The 14,581-nt window shown below is 53.6% G+C and carries 15 protein-coding genes; 11 read left to right on the top strand and 4 right to left on the bottom strand.

All coding sequences use genetic code 11. The features are described 5' to 3' along the window. The first annotated feature begins 26 nt into the window (after positions 1-26). From uup to rmf, 3 genes are all read left to right on the top strand, one after another. Positions 27-1,937 carry an ATP-binding cassette ATPase Uup gene (uup, locus tag EL255_RS10670; protein WP_042653783.1) on the top strand — a complete coding sequence of 637 codons (1,911 nt, stop codon included), beginning with the start codon at positions 27-29 and terminating at the stop codon, positions 1,935-1,937. Positions 1,938-1,945: 8 nt separating this feature from the next. Then, positions 1,946-3,598, top strand: a complete 1,653-nt coding sequence (locus EL255_RS10665; protein WP_042653782.1) for a DUF3466 family protein — start codon at positions 1,946-1,948, stop codon at positions 3,596-3,598. 158 nt (positions 3,599-3,756) lie between these two features. Continuing rightward, a complete protein-coding gene (gene rmf / locus EL255_RS10660; protein ID WP_005315693.1) occupies positions 3,757-3,936 on the top strand; it encodes a ribosome modulation factor in 180 nt (59 codons plus the stop codon). A 160-nt stretch (positions 3,937-4,096) separates the two neighbouring features. On the opposite strand, the gene fabA is transcribed toward rmf, so the two are convergent. From fabA to EL255_RS10645, 3 genes are all read right to left on the bottom strand, one after another. Further along, entirely contained in the window at positions 4,097-4,657 is a 561-nt protein-coding gene (gene fabA / locus EL255_RS10655; protein WP_042653781.1) for a 3-hydroxyacyl-[acyl-carrier-protein] dehydratase FabA, read from the bottom strand. Between the two features lie 78 nt (positions 4,658-4,735). Then, complete coding sequence (locus tag EL255_RS10650; protein ID WP_042653780.1) at positions 4,736-6,712, bottom strand: Lon protease family protein; 1,977 nt, start codon at positions 6,710-6,712, stop codon at positions 4,736-4,738. Between the two features lie 80 nt (positions 6,713-6,792). Beyond that, positions 6,793-7,155: a helix-turn-helix domain-containing protein gene (locus tag EL255_RS10645; RefSeq protein WP_042653779.1), complete on the bottom strand. Its 363-nt coding sequence runs from the start codon at positions 7,153-7,155 to the stop codon at positions 6,793-6,795. A 124-nt stretch (positions 7,156-7,279) separates the two neighbouring features. Here EL255_RS10645 and EL255_RS10640 point away from each other — a divergent pair, with 124 nt between their 5' ends. The 8 genes from EL255_RS10640 to EL255_RS10605 all read left to right on the top strand — a co-directional run bounded on the left by EL255_RS10640 (position 7,280) and on the right by EL255_RS10605 (position 12,735). After that, a complete protein-coding gene (locus tag EL255_RS10640; RefSeq protein WP_042653778.1) occupies positions 7,280-7,531 on the top strand; it encodes a hypothetical protein in 252 nt (83 codons plus the stop codon). Then, positions 7,518-8,990 carry a replication initiation factor domain-containing protein gene (locus tag EL255_RS10635; RefSeq protein ID WP_042653777.1) on the top strand — a complete coding sequence of 491 codons (1,473 nt, stop codon included), beginning with the start codon at positions 7,518-7,520 and terminating at the stop codon, positions 8,988-8,990. Before EL255_RS10640 ends, EL255_RS10635 begins: the two co-directional genes overlap by 14 nt. A gap of 27 nt (positions 8,991-9,017) precedes the next feature. Beyond that, entirely contained in the window at positions 9,018-9,338 is a 321-nt protein-coding gene (locus tag EL255_RS10630; RefSeq protein ID WP_042653776.1) for a hypothetical protein, read from the top strand. Between the two features lie 304 nt (positions 9,339-9,642). Then, positions 9,643-9,855, top strand: coding sequence for a hypothetical protein (locus EL255_RS10625; protein ID WP_042653774.1), 213 nt, complete (start codon positions 9,643-9,645; stop codon positions 9,853-9,855). Between the two features lie 129 nt (positions 9,856-9,984). Then, complete coding sequence (locus EL255_RS10620; RefSeq protein WP_126623325.1) at positions 9,985-10,788, top strand: hypothetical protein; 804 nt, start codon at positions 9,985-9,987, stop codon at positions 10,786-10,788. Between the two features lie 12 nt (positions 10,789-10,800). Further along, positions 10,801-11,211, top strand: a complete 411-nt coding sequence (locus EL255_RS10615; protein WP_126623324.1) for a hypothetical protein — start codon at positions 10,801-10,803, stop codon at positions 11,209-11,211. Positions 11,212-11,214: 3 nt separating this feature from the next. Beyond that, positions 11,215-11,529, top strand: a complete 315-nt coding sequence (locus tag EL255_RS10610) for a DUF2523 family protein (protein WP_042653773.1) — start codon at positions 11,215-11,217, stop codon at positions 11,527-11,529. A 3-nt stretch (positions 11,530-11,532) separates the two neighbouring features. After that, positions 11,533-12,735, top strand: a complete 1,203-nt coding sequence (locus EL255_RS10605) for a zonular occludens toxin family protein (protein WP_084228355.1) — start codon at positions 11,533-11,535, stop codon at positions 12,733-12,735. Positions 12,736-13,242: 507 nt separating this feature from the next. Here EL255_RS10605 and EL255_RS10600 read toward each other — a convergent pair. Further along, the gene (locus EL255_RS10600) at positions 13,243-14,217 is read right to left on the bottom strand and encodes a DUF2971 domain-containing protein (protein ID WP_084228354.1); all 975 of its coding nucleotides are present in this window, start codon (positions 14,215-14,217) and stop codon (positions 13,243-13,245) included. Between the last annotated feature and the right edge of the window lie 364 nt (positions 14,218-14,581).

Below are 14,581 nucleotides of genomic sequence, written 5' to 3'. Positions count from 1 at the left end.
TTTTCATGAAGAATTAAGGAAATGACATGGCTTTATTAACATTGCACGGCGCCTGTCTGTCGTTCAGTGATTTCCCGCTGCTCGACCATGCCGAACTGGCGATCGAGCGTGGCGAGCGTCTCTGTCTGGTGGGACGCAACGGGGCGGGTAAGTCCACCCTGATGAAGGTCATCGCCGGCGAACTGCCGCTCGATGACGGCCGCATGGTGCAGCAGCAAGACTTGAAGGTGACCCGCCTTGAGCAGGATCCGCCCGCGTCGAGCGATCTGACGGTGTTTGACTACACCGCCGAAGGGCTGGCCGGGGTGGGTGAACTGCTCAAGCAGTATCACCATATCGCCATTGAGCTGGGTCACGATCCCTCCGACGCCAACATCCGCAAGATGAGCGAGCTGCAAGAGCAGCTCGATTACCAGAATGGCTGGCAGTTAGAGACCCGGATCAGCCAGGTGCTGACCCTGCTCAACCTCGATCCCGATGCGACCCTCGACAGCTTGTCCGGTGGCTGGCTGCGCAAAGTGGCGCTGGCCCGCGCCCTGGCCTGCGATCCGGATCTGCTGCTGCTCGATGAGCCGACCAACCACCTGGACATCGAAGCCATCAACTGGCTGGAAGAGTTCCTGAAAGATTTCCGTGGTGCCATCGTCTTCATTTCCCACGATCGGGAGTTCATCCACAAGCTGGCGACCCGGATCATCGACTTGGATCGCGGCGAGATCACCTCCTGGCCCGGCAACTACGATCAGTACCTGCTGGGTAAAGAGGAGTGGCTGCGGGTCGAGGAGCTGAAAAACGCCGAGTTCGATCGCAAGCTGGCCCAGGAAGAGGTGTGGGTCCGCCAGGGCATCAAGGCACGTCGCACCCGTAACGAAGGCCGGGTGCGCGCCCTCGAGGCGATGCGGATGGAGCGTGGTCAGCGCCGTGAGCTGCAGGGCAAGGCCAAGCTGCAGATGGACGATGTGAATCGCTCCGGCAAGCTGGTGTTCGAGACCGAAGGTCTGGGGCTGGACTTTGGCGATCGTACCCTGTTCCAGGGGCTGGATCTGCAGGTGCTGCGCGGCGACAAGATTGCGCTGGTGGGCCCCAACGGTTGCGGCAAGTCGACGCTGATCAAGCTGCTGCTCGGCCAACTCGAGCCCAGCCGTGGTGTGGTCAAGGGCGGTACCAAGCTGGAAGTGGCCTATTTTGACCAGTATCGCGATCAGCTCGATCCCGAGCAGACGGTGATGGAAAACGTGGGGGAGGGCAAGCAGGAAGTGATGGTGCGCGGCCGTTCCCGCCACATCCTCGGCTACCTGCAGGACTTCCTGTTCGAACCCAAACGGGCAAGGACCCCGGTCAAGGCCTTGTCAGGGGGTGAGAAAAACCGTTTACTGTTGGCCAAGTTGTTCCTCAAACCCAGTAACTTGTTGATTTTGGATGAACCAACCAACGATCTGGATGTCGAAACGCTGGAATTGCTGGAAGAGTTGCTGGCGGATTACCCTGGCACTCTGCTGCTGGTCAGCCACGATCGTCGCTTCATCGACAACACTGTCACCGGTTGCTGGCTGTTTGAAGGGGATGGCCGGATCAGCGATTATGTGGGTGGTTATGCCGACATGATGGCAACCCGTGCCCTGCAAGAGGCACAGCTGGCGGTCAAGACCGCGGCGCCGAAAGTGGCAGAGCCTGTCGCATTGGCGGCGGAGCAGGCGAAAAAAACACGTAAGCTCTCTTACAAGTTGCAGTTGGAGCTGGATAATCTGCCGGCCAGACTGGAACAGCTGGAGACCGAACTTGATGCCCTGCAGGCGGAGGTAAACGACCCGAGTTTCTTCTCCCTGCCTGCCGAGCAAACCCAGCTTAAACTGGATGCATTGAATGCAGCAGAGGCTGCATTGGAACACGCCTTCTCCCGTTGGGAGGAGTTGGAAGCGTTGAAACATCAAGACTAAGGAAGTAGATGAAAAAGCAATTATCCATGCTGGCCATCCTGGTCGGCGCCAGCCTCAATGCACAGGCGGCACAGAGCCCCTTTTTCACCATTACTGAAGTAGGGCAGGGCTATGCGACAGGGATCAGTGCCGACAATAGCGTACTGGCGGTGAAACCGAAGAATGATGCGGGAAGTTTCTTCTCAATGGCCCCCTTCTCTGACTTCTTGGTGGATCGCTTCCGCTTCGAGCAGGCCTGTATTCTATCCGGTGACGTCTGTGACGCCCTTTGGGAAGATAACGCCAACTATGGCTACAGCTGGCGCCGTGATTTCCTTGATTCTACTCCCCAGCGTGACAGCTTCGGTGTCTCTGGCAATGAGACCGATGGTCTGGCATTGGCCATGGGGCCGGATAGCGGTACCTACGTAGGCTACAAGGCAAGCAAAAATGCGGTCGAGGGTTTGGCCAACAGTCGTACCGCCTTCGTCGTGATCGACAATAATGGTCAGGTTCCTCTGGATGGCAGTTACAAGGTGAACAACACCAACGTGCTGAGCAGTGCCACCAGTGTCGCCTTGGTCAGTGGCAGTCAATATCTAGTGACCGGCACTGCTGCTACCGGCAAAAACCGCACGGTCGATACGGATGAATATAGAGATTGCTTCAGTGGTGACGATGACAACTTTGGTGACTACCTCCGTTGCCCGGGCACTGACACTCAGGCCGCTTTCTGGCTGGTGAACGATGGCTCTGCTACCCTGTTCCAGCCGACTAGCTATTACAACAACAGCAATGACATGGTACAAACCGCGTCTGCTGCTCAGGCCGTCAAGCAAGAGAATGGCAGCTGGGTCGCGGTAGGCTATTCCGCTACCGCGGAAGAGATGGATGAGCACAGTCTGGATCTCGCTACTTACTGGACCCTGGATCTGGCTAAGAAGTCGGCTGGCGAAGCCAAGGCTATTCCCTTAGATGAAGGTAAGCCGGATGATGATGAGGATGCTAGCTTGCGTAGTACTTGGGCTATCGGCATCAACGCCAATGGCTACATCATCGGTAATCAGCGTTTTGGTACCAATAAGAGCCAGAACCGTCCCGTCGAAATGTTTGTATTCAACCTCAGCAACCCGACTATCAATGCTAGCGTACCGCTCAAAGACAAGCCCATCAACGGTGCCAGTTCGGAAGCGGCTGCCATCAACGATCGCGATATGGTAGTTGGTTGGCGTGACTCCCGCCATCAGAAGCAACCTGTGGCCAACGGTACCAACCGCATGCAGGAAGGCTTCCTGCTCGATGCGGTTACTGGTAACAACTGGTATCTCAACGATCTGATCTGTGGTCTGGACGATGCCGGCGCCAAGCAGTGCTCCCAGAAGGGGGCCTACTATCATATCGCCTACGCCAGCGGCATCAGCCCCGATGGTACCATCGCCGCGACCGCCTATCGCTACAGCAGCGAGAGTGATCTGAATAATCGCACCGGTGCTACAGTGGTTGCGGTGAAGCTGGAGCCGGCGGTGAAGGATTATCAGGGTAATGACCCGGCCGCTCATATTGTCAGCAACGTACCGGTCGATAACCCGATTAGTCAGGATGGTGATGGCGGTGGTGGCAGCCTGTTCTGGTTGACGCTGCTGGCCTTGCCTTTTGCCTGGCTGCGCCGCCACCCGCGATAAAAAGTGGGGTAATGAAAAATTAATGCAGTTCAGCACCTTGTGTCACAATGCCGGAATAACATGACATTTTTTGTTTGACCCTGTTCCCCCCGTGGGGTAAAGATGAAAGCGACCGGTGAAAACTTGGTCGCTTTTTTGTTCCACGAAGAGGGTCGTAGATGATGAAGAGACAGAAACGGGACCGTCTGGAAAGAGCTCGCGCTCGTGGTTATCAGGCTGGCGTAGTCGGCAAACAGAAAGAAGCGTGTCCGTACCAATGCCTGGATGCCAGAGGGCACTGGCTTGGTGGTTGGCGCGACGCCATGGAGGGGCGAGGCTCAGGCCTCTTCATGAAGTAACCGAGACTTCATCACTCATCAAAAAAGGAAAGGGGCCGTGCTGGCCCCTTTACGTTTCCCCGAGAAGCTCCCTCTCGAGCAAGATCACTCTGGTCACCCATCCTGAAAAAGGAAAAGGGGCCATGTTCAGCCCCTTGACCTTATGCGCGCAGGTCACATATCAGAATGCGGTGGTGTCCTTGAACAGGCCCACTTTCAGGTCGGTCGCGCTGTAGATGGGGCGGCCATCCACTTCGACCACGCCATCGGCGATGCCCATGACCAGCTTGCGATTGATGACCCGCTTGAAGGTGATCTTGTAGGTGACCTTCTTGGCGGTCGGCAGGATCTGACCGGTAAACTTCACTTCACCCACGCCGAGGGCGCGGCCTTTGCCCGGACCACCCTTCCAGCCCAGGAAGAAGCCAACCAGCTGCCACATGGCATCCAGACCCAGACAGCCTGGCATGACGGGGTCACCCGGGAAATGACAGTCGAAGAACCAGAGGTCCGGGGTGATATCGAGTTCGGCGATGATCTCGCCCTTGCCATGTTCGCCACCGTTGTCGGTGATCCTGACGATACGATCCATCATCAACATGTTGGGGGCGGGCAGTTGGCTGTTACCTTCACCGAATAATTCGCCGCGGCTGCAAGCAAGCAGCTCGTCACGGGTAAAGGATTCTTTGCCTTGTTCACACAGGGAAAGGCGGGGCTGAATGGTGTCGTTATCTAGGGTCACGCTGTTTATCCTTCATATGAGTCAAAGCCGGGCCAATTTAGCGTACAGTTGTGCGCTAAACAACTCCGATCTCTTTATTTACAGGCCGAATAGGCGGCCAAGCAGGCTGCGCAGCAGCCCGCTCTTGGGGGCGGTGCCATTGAGTTCATCCAGTCTGTCCTGGATCCGGCCAAACAGGGTATCCGGAATATCCGGCTCACCCGCCACGCAGCCGGTCAGCAACTCGATGGCCTCTTCCACATGATCCACCGGATGGATATGGAACTGACCCGCCTCGACGGCGGCAATCACCTCATCGGACAGGTTGAGCTGCTGGGCGTTGGTGCCGGGCAGAATAATGCCTTGCTTGCCGGTGATGCCGTGGATCTTGCACACCCGGAAGAAGCCTTCGATCTTCTCGTTCACGCCACCCACCGCCTGCACATTGCCGAACTGATCGACCGCGCCGGTCACGGCGAAGCGCTGAGAGATGGGCTGGCGGGCGAGGGCGGAGAGCAGGGCGCACAGACCGGTCAGGGAGGCGCTGTCGCCGTCGATCTCATGATAGGACTGCTCGAACACCAGGTTGGCCGAGAGCGGCGAGGGGTTTTCGGCCCCAAACTTGTTGGAGAGATAACCGTGGATGATCATCATCGCCTTGGCGTGAATGTGGCCAGCCAGCTCGGCCTTGCGCTCGATATCCGCCACATCGCCATCCCCCAGGTGCACGGTCGCGGTCAGGCGGACGGGCTCACCGAAATCATAGGGGTGTCCGGCCACCTGAATGACGGACAGGCCGTTGATCTGACCGATCTCCTCACCGTCGGTCTGCAGCAGGATCTGACCATCGATCACCCCCTGATCCGACTGCTCCACCAGATAGTTGAGGCGGTAATCCTGCTCTTCCAGGGCAAGCAGGATGTGTTCGTCGGTGACGGTCGTTGCCTCCAGCTCGCGAGCCAGGCTGTCGGCCATGCGCATGATGGCGCCGAGTTGCACCTCGGAGAGGGCGAGCCACTCCTGATGGTCGCATAGGCGGCTGGCATGGCGGCACAGGGCGAGGAGGGCACCCGGGGTGAAGTCCAGCAGGTTCCAGCGCAGCCGCAACCAGGCCAGGTATTGCAGGAACTCGGGCAGATCTTCTTCGATGTTCACCTCGGACACCAGATCGGCCCGCAGGAAGATACGCTCCGACATGTCCCTGTCCAGCATCTGGAACTCGGCCACCTCTAGGCGGTCGCCAACCAGAATGAGCTTGAACCGGATCGGGGTGGCCTCAGGGGTAAAGAAAGGGGTCAGGGTCTTGCCTTCCTGATAGGCGTTCCAGTCCAGTTCGCCTTTTTGCATGGCATTCTTGAGCTTGAACCAGAGATGGGGCTGATCGAGCAGCTCGTCGAGCTGCAGGATGAGATAGCCGCCGTTGGCTTCTCGCAGCAGGCCCGGCTCCAGCAGATGCTGGTTGGCATAGACCGAGCCTTGTTCCGTCTGGTAGTTGATCGAACCGAACAGGGTGTCCCAGTTCAGGTCCCGGCCATAAATGACGGGGGCTTGCTGGTCCTCATGATGGATCAACAGATTGATGAGCACCGGATGCTGGAATTCGAGCCCCTGGGCCACGTGCGCCGCCAGATCGGAGAGAAAATCCACGATCTTGGGGTCATTTTTCTGTTTGCGGATGATCCGGGTGACCAGACGCTCGGCATCCAGATGATGGCTCATCAGCTTGAGCAGCTCGCCAACCATCTCGCAAAACTCGAAACCGCTGCCGGGTTGCAGGCGCAGCCAGATCGGCTTGAACGGGTTGTTGAGGTTCTCCGTGTAGCAGAGATCGAACAGATCGCCATCCTTGCCATTGGAGGCAGCGATCAGCGTCTGGCAGACATTCTCATAATCGGCCCCCGGGAAGCCGTTGAGCAGCATGACCGGGCAGTCACCGTCGAAACTGGCCAGTCGTTTGATGCCAGAAATGGCTCTGGGTTGTAAGGCGGCAAAAGGGATGGGATCGAGCTCGCTGAGCGTAGGAAACTGCTCAATCGCAAAAGCGGGTTTTAATTGTTCTGATGTTAATTCAGCCACTTAAGACATCCGGTCGGGGATAGGATCAATTGTTTCCATTATACACAGTTCGATTAGCGGGAACAGGAAACAAGATCATATCATTTAACATAATATACATTATGCGCGGTCAGGTCAGGCCCGGTCATTGGCGCCAGAAGTACCGTCACACCAAGGGCTAGCGCCGTACTGGCTCCCTTTGTGTACTTTGCCAGGAGTTCGTACCAAGCCTTCTTTAGCTCGGGATCGGTGGCTCTCACGGCAGCCATGCTGATTAGCACTTCGCTGACGTCGAGGCCAATTTCCTCGGCGAGTTTTTTTGCAGTCGCATCAGTGAGTTGCGCCTTTCCATGCTTGATGGATGAGATGTAAGAGCTGGTAAATCCTAGGTCTGCGGCTACTTCCTGAAACTGGCTGTACTTTTTGGCCCTCATGTAGGCCTCAATCAGTGTTTTAGAGTCCATGTTTCTGTCTCCTGAGTAGTTAGACAATCGGCCCATCATACCCATTTTGGCGAAAATCAGCTCGTTTCTATTTAGATGGTTACATGATTGAATGCGCTTAAGTAACTAATTAAATAGATAACACATGACCCACTCTAGCCCACAAAACACCGATCTGCCTGCGCTCCTGGAGCGCAAGGTCTATTGGCAGGATGAGCCCACGGGCGACATTTCCGCTTGTGTGGCGGGCCAGGTCGAGATGTTCCGCGACCTGCATGAGATGCGGATCTACTTGTCCATGACGTACCCCGACACCGCTTTCGAGCTGGTCGAGGTGACTGAGGAGACCTGGCAAGGCTTCTATGACCAGGGAGTATTTTTCGATGACTGGTCATAGCTCCGTGATGCCGATAAATGGGGTTATCGGCAACAAAACCCTGATCGACTTTCTGTCTTTCACCTGGGCACCGGACGAATTGCGCCGGATGACCGACCTTGCCAAGCAAGGCGCACTGCTCAAGGCCATCCCGCGCTTTGAGAGTCAGAACAAGGCTATCCAGGCCGCCTTCTCTGCTACGCCCGTTGAGGGCCTGCGTTACCTGTGGAAGCGCCCGGCCGGGTTCAATCCCCTCACCCACTTCGATAAGGTCACGGCGCGCCTTTGTGAGAAGGTTGCCGCTCAGTCGCAGCCCATCATCAAGGCACCCTCCCCTGTGTGTACCCCGTCCATGACAGAAATGATGGAGCGGGCCTTGCACTCGGACTACAAGTCTCGCGCCGACATGCGCAAAGAGCTCAAGGCGGTCTGCTCTGCCCTGCTCGACTTCTCCGAGTTCGAGGTGGTGGCCGATGCGAAATACTGGCACGTCTATAACGACATCATCGACAGCTACGGCGTCCAGTTCCTGGATGCGCTCTGCTGCGCCGAGATCGATTTCTGGCTTGAGGAGCTGAATCAGCGGATTGGGGTGCCTATCCCCTCCCCTCGGTTCAGCAAACGGGATCGCCGCTCCGGTCTGCACGGTTACGCTCACTCTGCCGACCTGCTGTGTGATGGTCTGCCCTGTGGCCTCATTGCCTGGGGTGCGGCCAACCACGGTTGCATGGTGAGTTTTTCCGGCGTGGGTTGTGCGGCCCTCGACTTGCCGGCTCTGCATGACGTTATCTCTCACATTCCTGGCATTCGGATCACCCGGGTCGATTTGGCCCTGGACGATTACCAGGGCAAGACGGTGAGCTACCTCAAGGCGGTCGATGCGGCCGAGTCTGGTCAGTTCCACCCGCAACGGGGCAATGCCCCTTGCTGGATGGCCATCCAGTCCGGCGAGATCGTCCCCTCTGAGGTCGCCAAGGGCATCGTCAAGCGCTACGGCCTCAAGCCCTCCAAGGGCTGCTCGTTCTACGTGGGCAGTCGTATCAATGGCAAGTGCGCCCGCATCTATGAGAAAGGCAAACAGATGCAGTCGGCTGATTTCCCAGATTGGGTACGCGCCGAAGGCGAGCTGCACAATAAAGACCGGATCATTCCGCTGGATGTGCTGATTAACCCAGACCCCTATTTTGCGGGCATGTATCCGCAGTTCGCCAAATGGCTGGAACAAGTCGCCCAGGTAGAGAATGAGCCAATTCGGATCACCACCTTTAAAAACCGTTTTAAAACATCGCGGGATAATGCCGTATTCAATATGTCGAGAATGGCGGGCCGCCTTGTCAATTGGTTAGCGAATATTGAGGGGTTATCCCCTGACAAGATCGTTAACCAATTAACAGCGCACCTGGAACCGTTGGATATTCCAGCGCGGTTAACGATGCCGCTCCCGCCTGATGTGGGTGAGCTGCCATTATTTACGACCTAATCAAGGTTCTTCAACGAGGTAATATCTATGTCTATTCTGTCCGGTGTTCTGGTCACTCGCGTGACTCATGGTTATGGCGTCTCCCGTAAATCCGGTTCGCCTGTTCCTTATGACTTTGCCCAGGTGGAATACCTGGCACCTGCAAATAACGTGAACAAGCCGGAGTGCAATATCACCTCCTGGGGCTATGAGGTGCGCCAATTGGCCTTGCGTAATGACGCGGCCACTATTAAAGAGCTGTCTGACTGCCCTAAATTGGTGGCGGTGGATCTTGTCCTGGAAGCTGACCCCAGCAATCCGACCCGCAACGTGGTGGTGGCCTTCCAGGCAACCAAGAAGCCTCTTTAATATGCCGCGCTGAGGAGGAGGAGCGAGGGCGCGCAGCGACCGACGACGATAGCGTGGAAAAACCATGATCTGCACGGATATTACCGCTGAGGGATATATCAGACTCGCTCAGCCGGATAGCTGTCAATATGTGCTCCTGACTCTCCAGGAGCATTCCAAACTCACCGATATATCCAACTGGTTTCAGTTCGATATGACGGAAGTAGGAATAGCCTTTAGCTCTGGCATTGTTATATGGGCTCTGGGTTTAAAAGTGGGCGCAATTGCCCGATTAATCGTAGGTGCAAAAAGAGGATAAATCGAAATGCAAAACTATTTCCGCAATGGCTGTATTGCCCTGACCTGTTCCATGTCTGCAATGGCTGCGAATGCTGAAACTGGTGGCGCGGCTGCCGCTGCGGCTGCTGCCCTGGATGCGGCCAAGGCCGATGTGGATACCACCTCGCCCAAGGTGATGATGGTCGTCGCCTCTGTGGTGGCGTGCGTCATCCTCATCGGGCTCATCCGCAAGGCCTAAGCCATGTCCCTGCTCATCGGGACGCTGTGGTTTCTGTTCTTTGTCGAAGGCTACAGATCATCGTTTTCGATATGACATAAGGCGGCTTCGGTCGCCTTTTTTATTGGGGGTCGTGTGAGAGTCCTTTATTTGCTGTTTCTGCTGCCGCTGGGGGCGTTTGCGAGCTGTCCGGCTGGGCTCAAGCTGTCCAACGTGCCGATAAGCACGGCACTGCCTTACTGCGTGAAATGGGAATCTTCCAGCTTGGGCGGCTGTCAGGTGGCTTGTCCGGGTGTGTGCGTCGAGTTCCCTATTGATGGCACCAAGGGCCCTATGGAAACGACGGGCAGTGAATGCAAGCTCGGTGGGGGCGATGGGGGTGGAGATGGCGGTGACCCTGGTGGTGGTGATGGCGGCGGCCCATGGGATCCCCTAGGGACACTGTTTAAGCAGGTTCAGAGCCCTATCTCCGTGGGCGGTGAAAATCAAGAAATGACAACGTCAGGGCTTAGGCAGCTTGATTCGGATTTTCGTCTATTTGCTAATGCCAATTTTACGCAAAATAAGCAGATGGGGGCGACGTTTACTACCTTTAGTCGAGATTTGATGGAGGTGACTGATGCGTTAAGAACGCAAATTAGCAATAATGAATCATCTGGAAAAACTGAATTTGAAATGCTTACGTCGCTGGTGAAAACGCAAGAAACGTTGCAGTACTTAACTAATTGCGTCACCAATCCCAAGAACAATGATTGCGATCATGATGGCCAGCCTGATGGCGGTGATTCGGATGATAAGCCTTTTTCTATTTCAGTAGCCATGAAGGATATGCAGTCATCTGTAGATCAAATTTCTGATTACACTTGGCATTCTAGAAATTCACTTCGCACTATTAGTGCTGACATTGTAAAGGCTAACTCTGCGCAGTCTGATACGCTGGGGCGGATAAATTAAAATTTATTCGCAGTGGTCGATTTATTGCAAGCTGGTCAAGCTTCAGGTGGTGCAGGTGTTGATTATTCTCAGATGCCTGGCTCGGCCCAAAATCCGTTGCAGGTGGCTAAGGCTGACTATGAATCCACATTGTGCTCTGGTGATGTGAAATACTTCTTTGACCAGGGTCAGATAAATAAAAAGTATGATGAGAGCAAGGAAGAGTTAAAAAATGCCTACAAGGGCATCAAGGAAGAGGTCGCCGATATATTCAAATTCAATCTCAGCGGGTCAGGGGCGGCCCCTAAATGCTTTGATATGTTTTCAATGGGCGGCAAGTCTTATTCTGTTTGCCCTCAGGTGGATGGCTATTGGGAAATATTGGCAGCCATCATGATATTTATTTTCTACTTCGTTGCGTTAATGATAGTGGTCAGGAGGTAAATCATGGAATGGTTAGGGGATTTGTTCAACGGGTTATTCAACGACATATATAACCTCACTGTCCAGGTAACTGCCTGGATTACGGTTAAGATGGCGATTCAGTGGGTGGAGTTTAAATTATTCATGCTAATGTTTTCCTGGGACGTTGCCAGGGAAATCCTGATTAACCTGCAATTCAGCGATTTGATCTCCACCTCTTTCAATAATTTACCGGAGTCGGTGCGCGATATATTGCTCTATCTGCACTTCGATAAGGGCTTGTCGGTGATGACTCAGGCGTTTGTGACACGCTTTATGCTTAATATCTTCGGGTGGTGATCCATGTCGATTAAAATCCATCACGGTGCTCCTGGTTCTTATAAGTCGTCCGGCGCCATTCATACCGATGTGATCCCGGCTATCAAAGCGGGCCGCTTCATTATTACCAACGTGCGCGGCTTCTCGGTCGAGCGTTGCCGTGAGGTGCTTGGTAAGGATGTACCCGATGGCTTTGAGGTGCTTTATATCGAGACCGAATCCCAGGAAGGCCGCGACCGTTTGGCGCGGTTCTATCATTGGGCGCCCAAGGGGGCATTTTTCCTGGTCGATGAGGTGCAACGGGTATTTCCGCCAGCATGGCGCCAGAGTGACCTGGACAGGCTCGCTTATCCTGGTGGGCCAGATGTCGCTAAAGATGATGGCCGACCGGAAACTATCGAAGTGGCCTTTGATATGCACCGTCACCATAACTGGGACTTTGTATTAACGACTCCGAACATCAAAAAGGTTCACCAGGTAATCCGTGCAGCTGCCGAAACGGCGATTCGTCATACCAATATGGCGGTATTGGGTATCGGTGGCCGTTATAAGACTGTGCTCCACCTCTCCGATAACTCCGGCACCTCTATTTCGGATGTGCTGCAAGCCAAGCCATTTAATAAGGTGCCGAAATATGTTTTCAAGCTTTATGACTCGACTACAACCGGTAAGGTCTCGGATACAATCGCGGGCAGTTCGGTACTGCGAGATCCTAAAGTTCTCTTTATTCTGGCGATTTGGGGACTCTGTTTATACTTTGGCTTCATCAAGCCTGAATATGTTGATGCGCCTGCTAAGGCCTCTGCGCCCTCTCCTGCCGCTGCTCCGGCTCCTGGGGCGGTGGGTGCTTCGCCCACTGCTGATGTACGTCCTGGTGGCGCTCCTGCTTCGTCTGCTGATGGCGTCCTTGCTGTAGGGCCGTTCGCCGGCTACCGCCTGATCATCAACTGCCATGTGCTGACCAAAAGTGATCGAGACGTCTACAACGTCGAGTATTGCTTCGCGCTGCGCAAGGGCGACGACGAACAGGCCATCTATGCCGAGGAGTGGCCCCAGTATTTCGTGGGCGTGAAGGCCATGACGGCATGCCATGCGGTGATCGAGTACCAGGGGCAGTCTGTGGATGTGTATTGCGACCCTGACGGGGATGCGCTGCGCAAGCGGGTTAACGGGGCGCTCTTTGCTGGCACCAAGAATGGCGAGGCGTCTAGCGATGACCGGACATAAAGATGACTGCGGTTCTAATGGGAGATTGCTGTGATTGGCATCGTCGTTGTCTGCATTGATATTGCCATCCTGGTAGCCATTGGGAGCAATCCTAGCTATTCCGCCGAGACTCGTTGGACCTGCTTTGCCCTGGTAGCGCTGTTCTCGCTGCCTCCCTTGCTCTGGCTCTTTGGGGGCCACCTTATCGGGCTGGAGGTGAAGTGGCAGCACCATTGCCGCGCTAAACGCCGTGCTAGTGCTGCTGCCGCTCGTCTCAAGAATGGCCACTGACTTCCAGGGAGTTGGGCTCCCATAACCTGCCGCAGCCCATCAGCATATGGTGAGCTGAGCGAACCATGATAAACGCCTTGCCGGAGGGCGCTTGCGTCCCGAGGACCTATGCCCCACAAGTGTCTGCCTCCCTGGGGTGATTCACGACATTGAGCGTCTCCGCTGAAATAACCCCCTTCCCTGCTAAACCGGCTTTGGGCTTTCCTAATCTGAGTGAGGAAAATAGTGGATGTGTTTTTATTGGGTGTCAAACATGCTTGATGTTATTTTAATTGGTATCAGTTCAAATCTTTTCTTTGACAAGTGAAATTGATACAGCTCATATTGATCATGAAGTTTATCATAGTATGGCTTGATGACTTTCTTATCTACCTTACACCCGAAATATATAGATTTTATTGCGTCCTTATCTATATTTATTAAATGCATTGCGTCCTTGGATGACTGTAATGCTGCGCATATAACTGAGTTGATGTTATCGCTATTGATAATGTATTTGTTTGGGGTTTGGGTTTTTGAAATATAACCTCCAGCTAATTGATTGCTGATAAGGTGTTGATATGTCATGTCCTCGCTTATATTGACCCTTGATTTTGAAGGGCTAAGTTCATTGTCAATCCTTGCGTTGTCATTAGTCACAACAAGTGTATTTGCTTTAACGTATGGGATAATGCATCGATGTTCCTTTTCATATATCCACTCGTCACTTTTTTTGAATAGATGATTTATTGTCGCATTCTTGCTGAGCGTGTTAATGTCGGCACCTGTGTACCCAGATGATTCAAATCTTAAATTGTCATAGTTTATTTTTTTAGGTGAATTAAAAAGCAGTAAAAACATCTTTTCTTTTTCTATTAGAACATCTAACTGCACATGTTCTAATACATTTCTTTTGTAACCGATACAGATCCCATTATGTTGATTTGAATAATGCGCCCACATGAGGCTATTTCTAGGCGTTTCAGAAAAAGACACAATTCCATTCAAAGACAACATCATATTTATGGCCTTTTCACATGCATTTACTCCTTTATTTACCGCATTTTCATCTAGTCCTACTTTTTCTAGGAACTCCTTAATTGATGACGCTATGTTTTCACATGCGTTATATTCAAAAGGATCATTCAAATATGCGGTAGGAGATAACTTTATAGTTGGCTCATCAAAATAGCTTAAAGGTAACAAGCCTGTATATTTGTAAAAAATATCCATTTGTTTTTATGCCCTGTATTGTGATTGTTGACCCCCGTATAGTAATACGGGGGGAATTCGTTGCACAGAGCCTCCTGGACCCCTGGGTCACATCTTTAGTGGTTTGTGCTGTCCTGCAGCGCACCAGGTGAAGCATTCACGACATATCATCCTGTAAGTCTCGAACAGACCTTTTTCAGTATGTTTTTTGTTCGTATCTCATGGTATAGTATTGACTTCATTGACAATAAGGAGGTTGTTATGCTGCAGCATTACTACGTGAACAATAAGGCTCAACCTAATGGGGATCATGAGGTGCATGTCTCCAGCTGTACTTACTTAGCACAGGCAACGAACGTCTCCAGCTTGGGGCACCATGACAACT

This window comes from Aeromonas encheleia, from assembly GCF_900637545.1.
Classification (GTDB): Bacteria; Pseudomonadota; Gammaproteobacteria; order Enterobacterales; family Aeromonadaceae; genus Aeromonas; species Aeromonas encheleia.
Note: the sequence above shows the minus strand (reverse complement) of the source record. Positions and strands in the feature narration are given on the sequence as shown.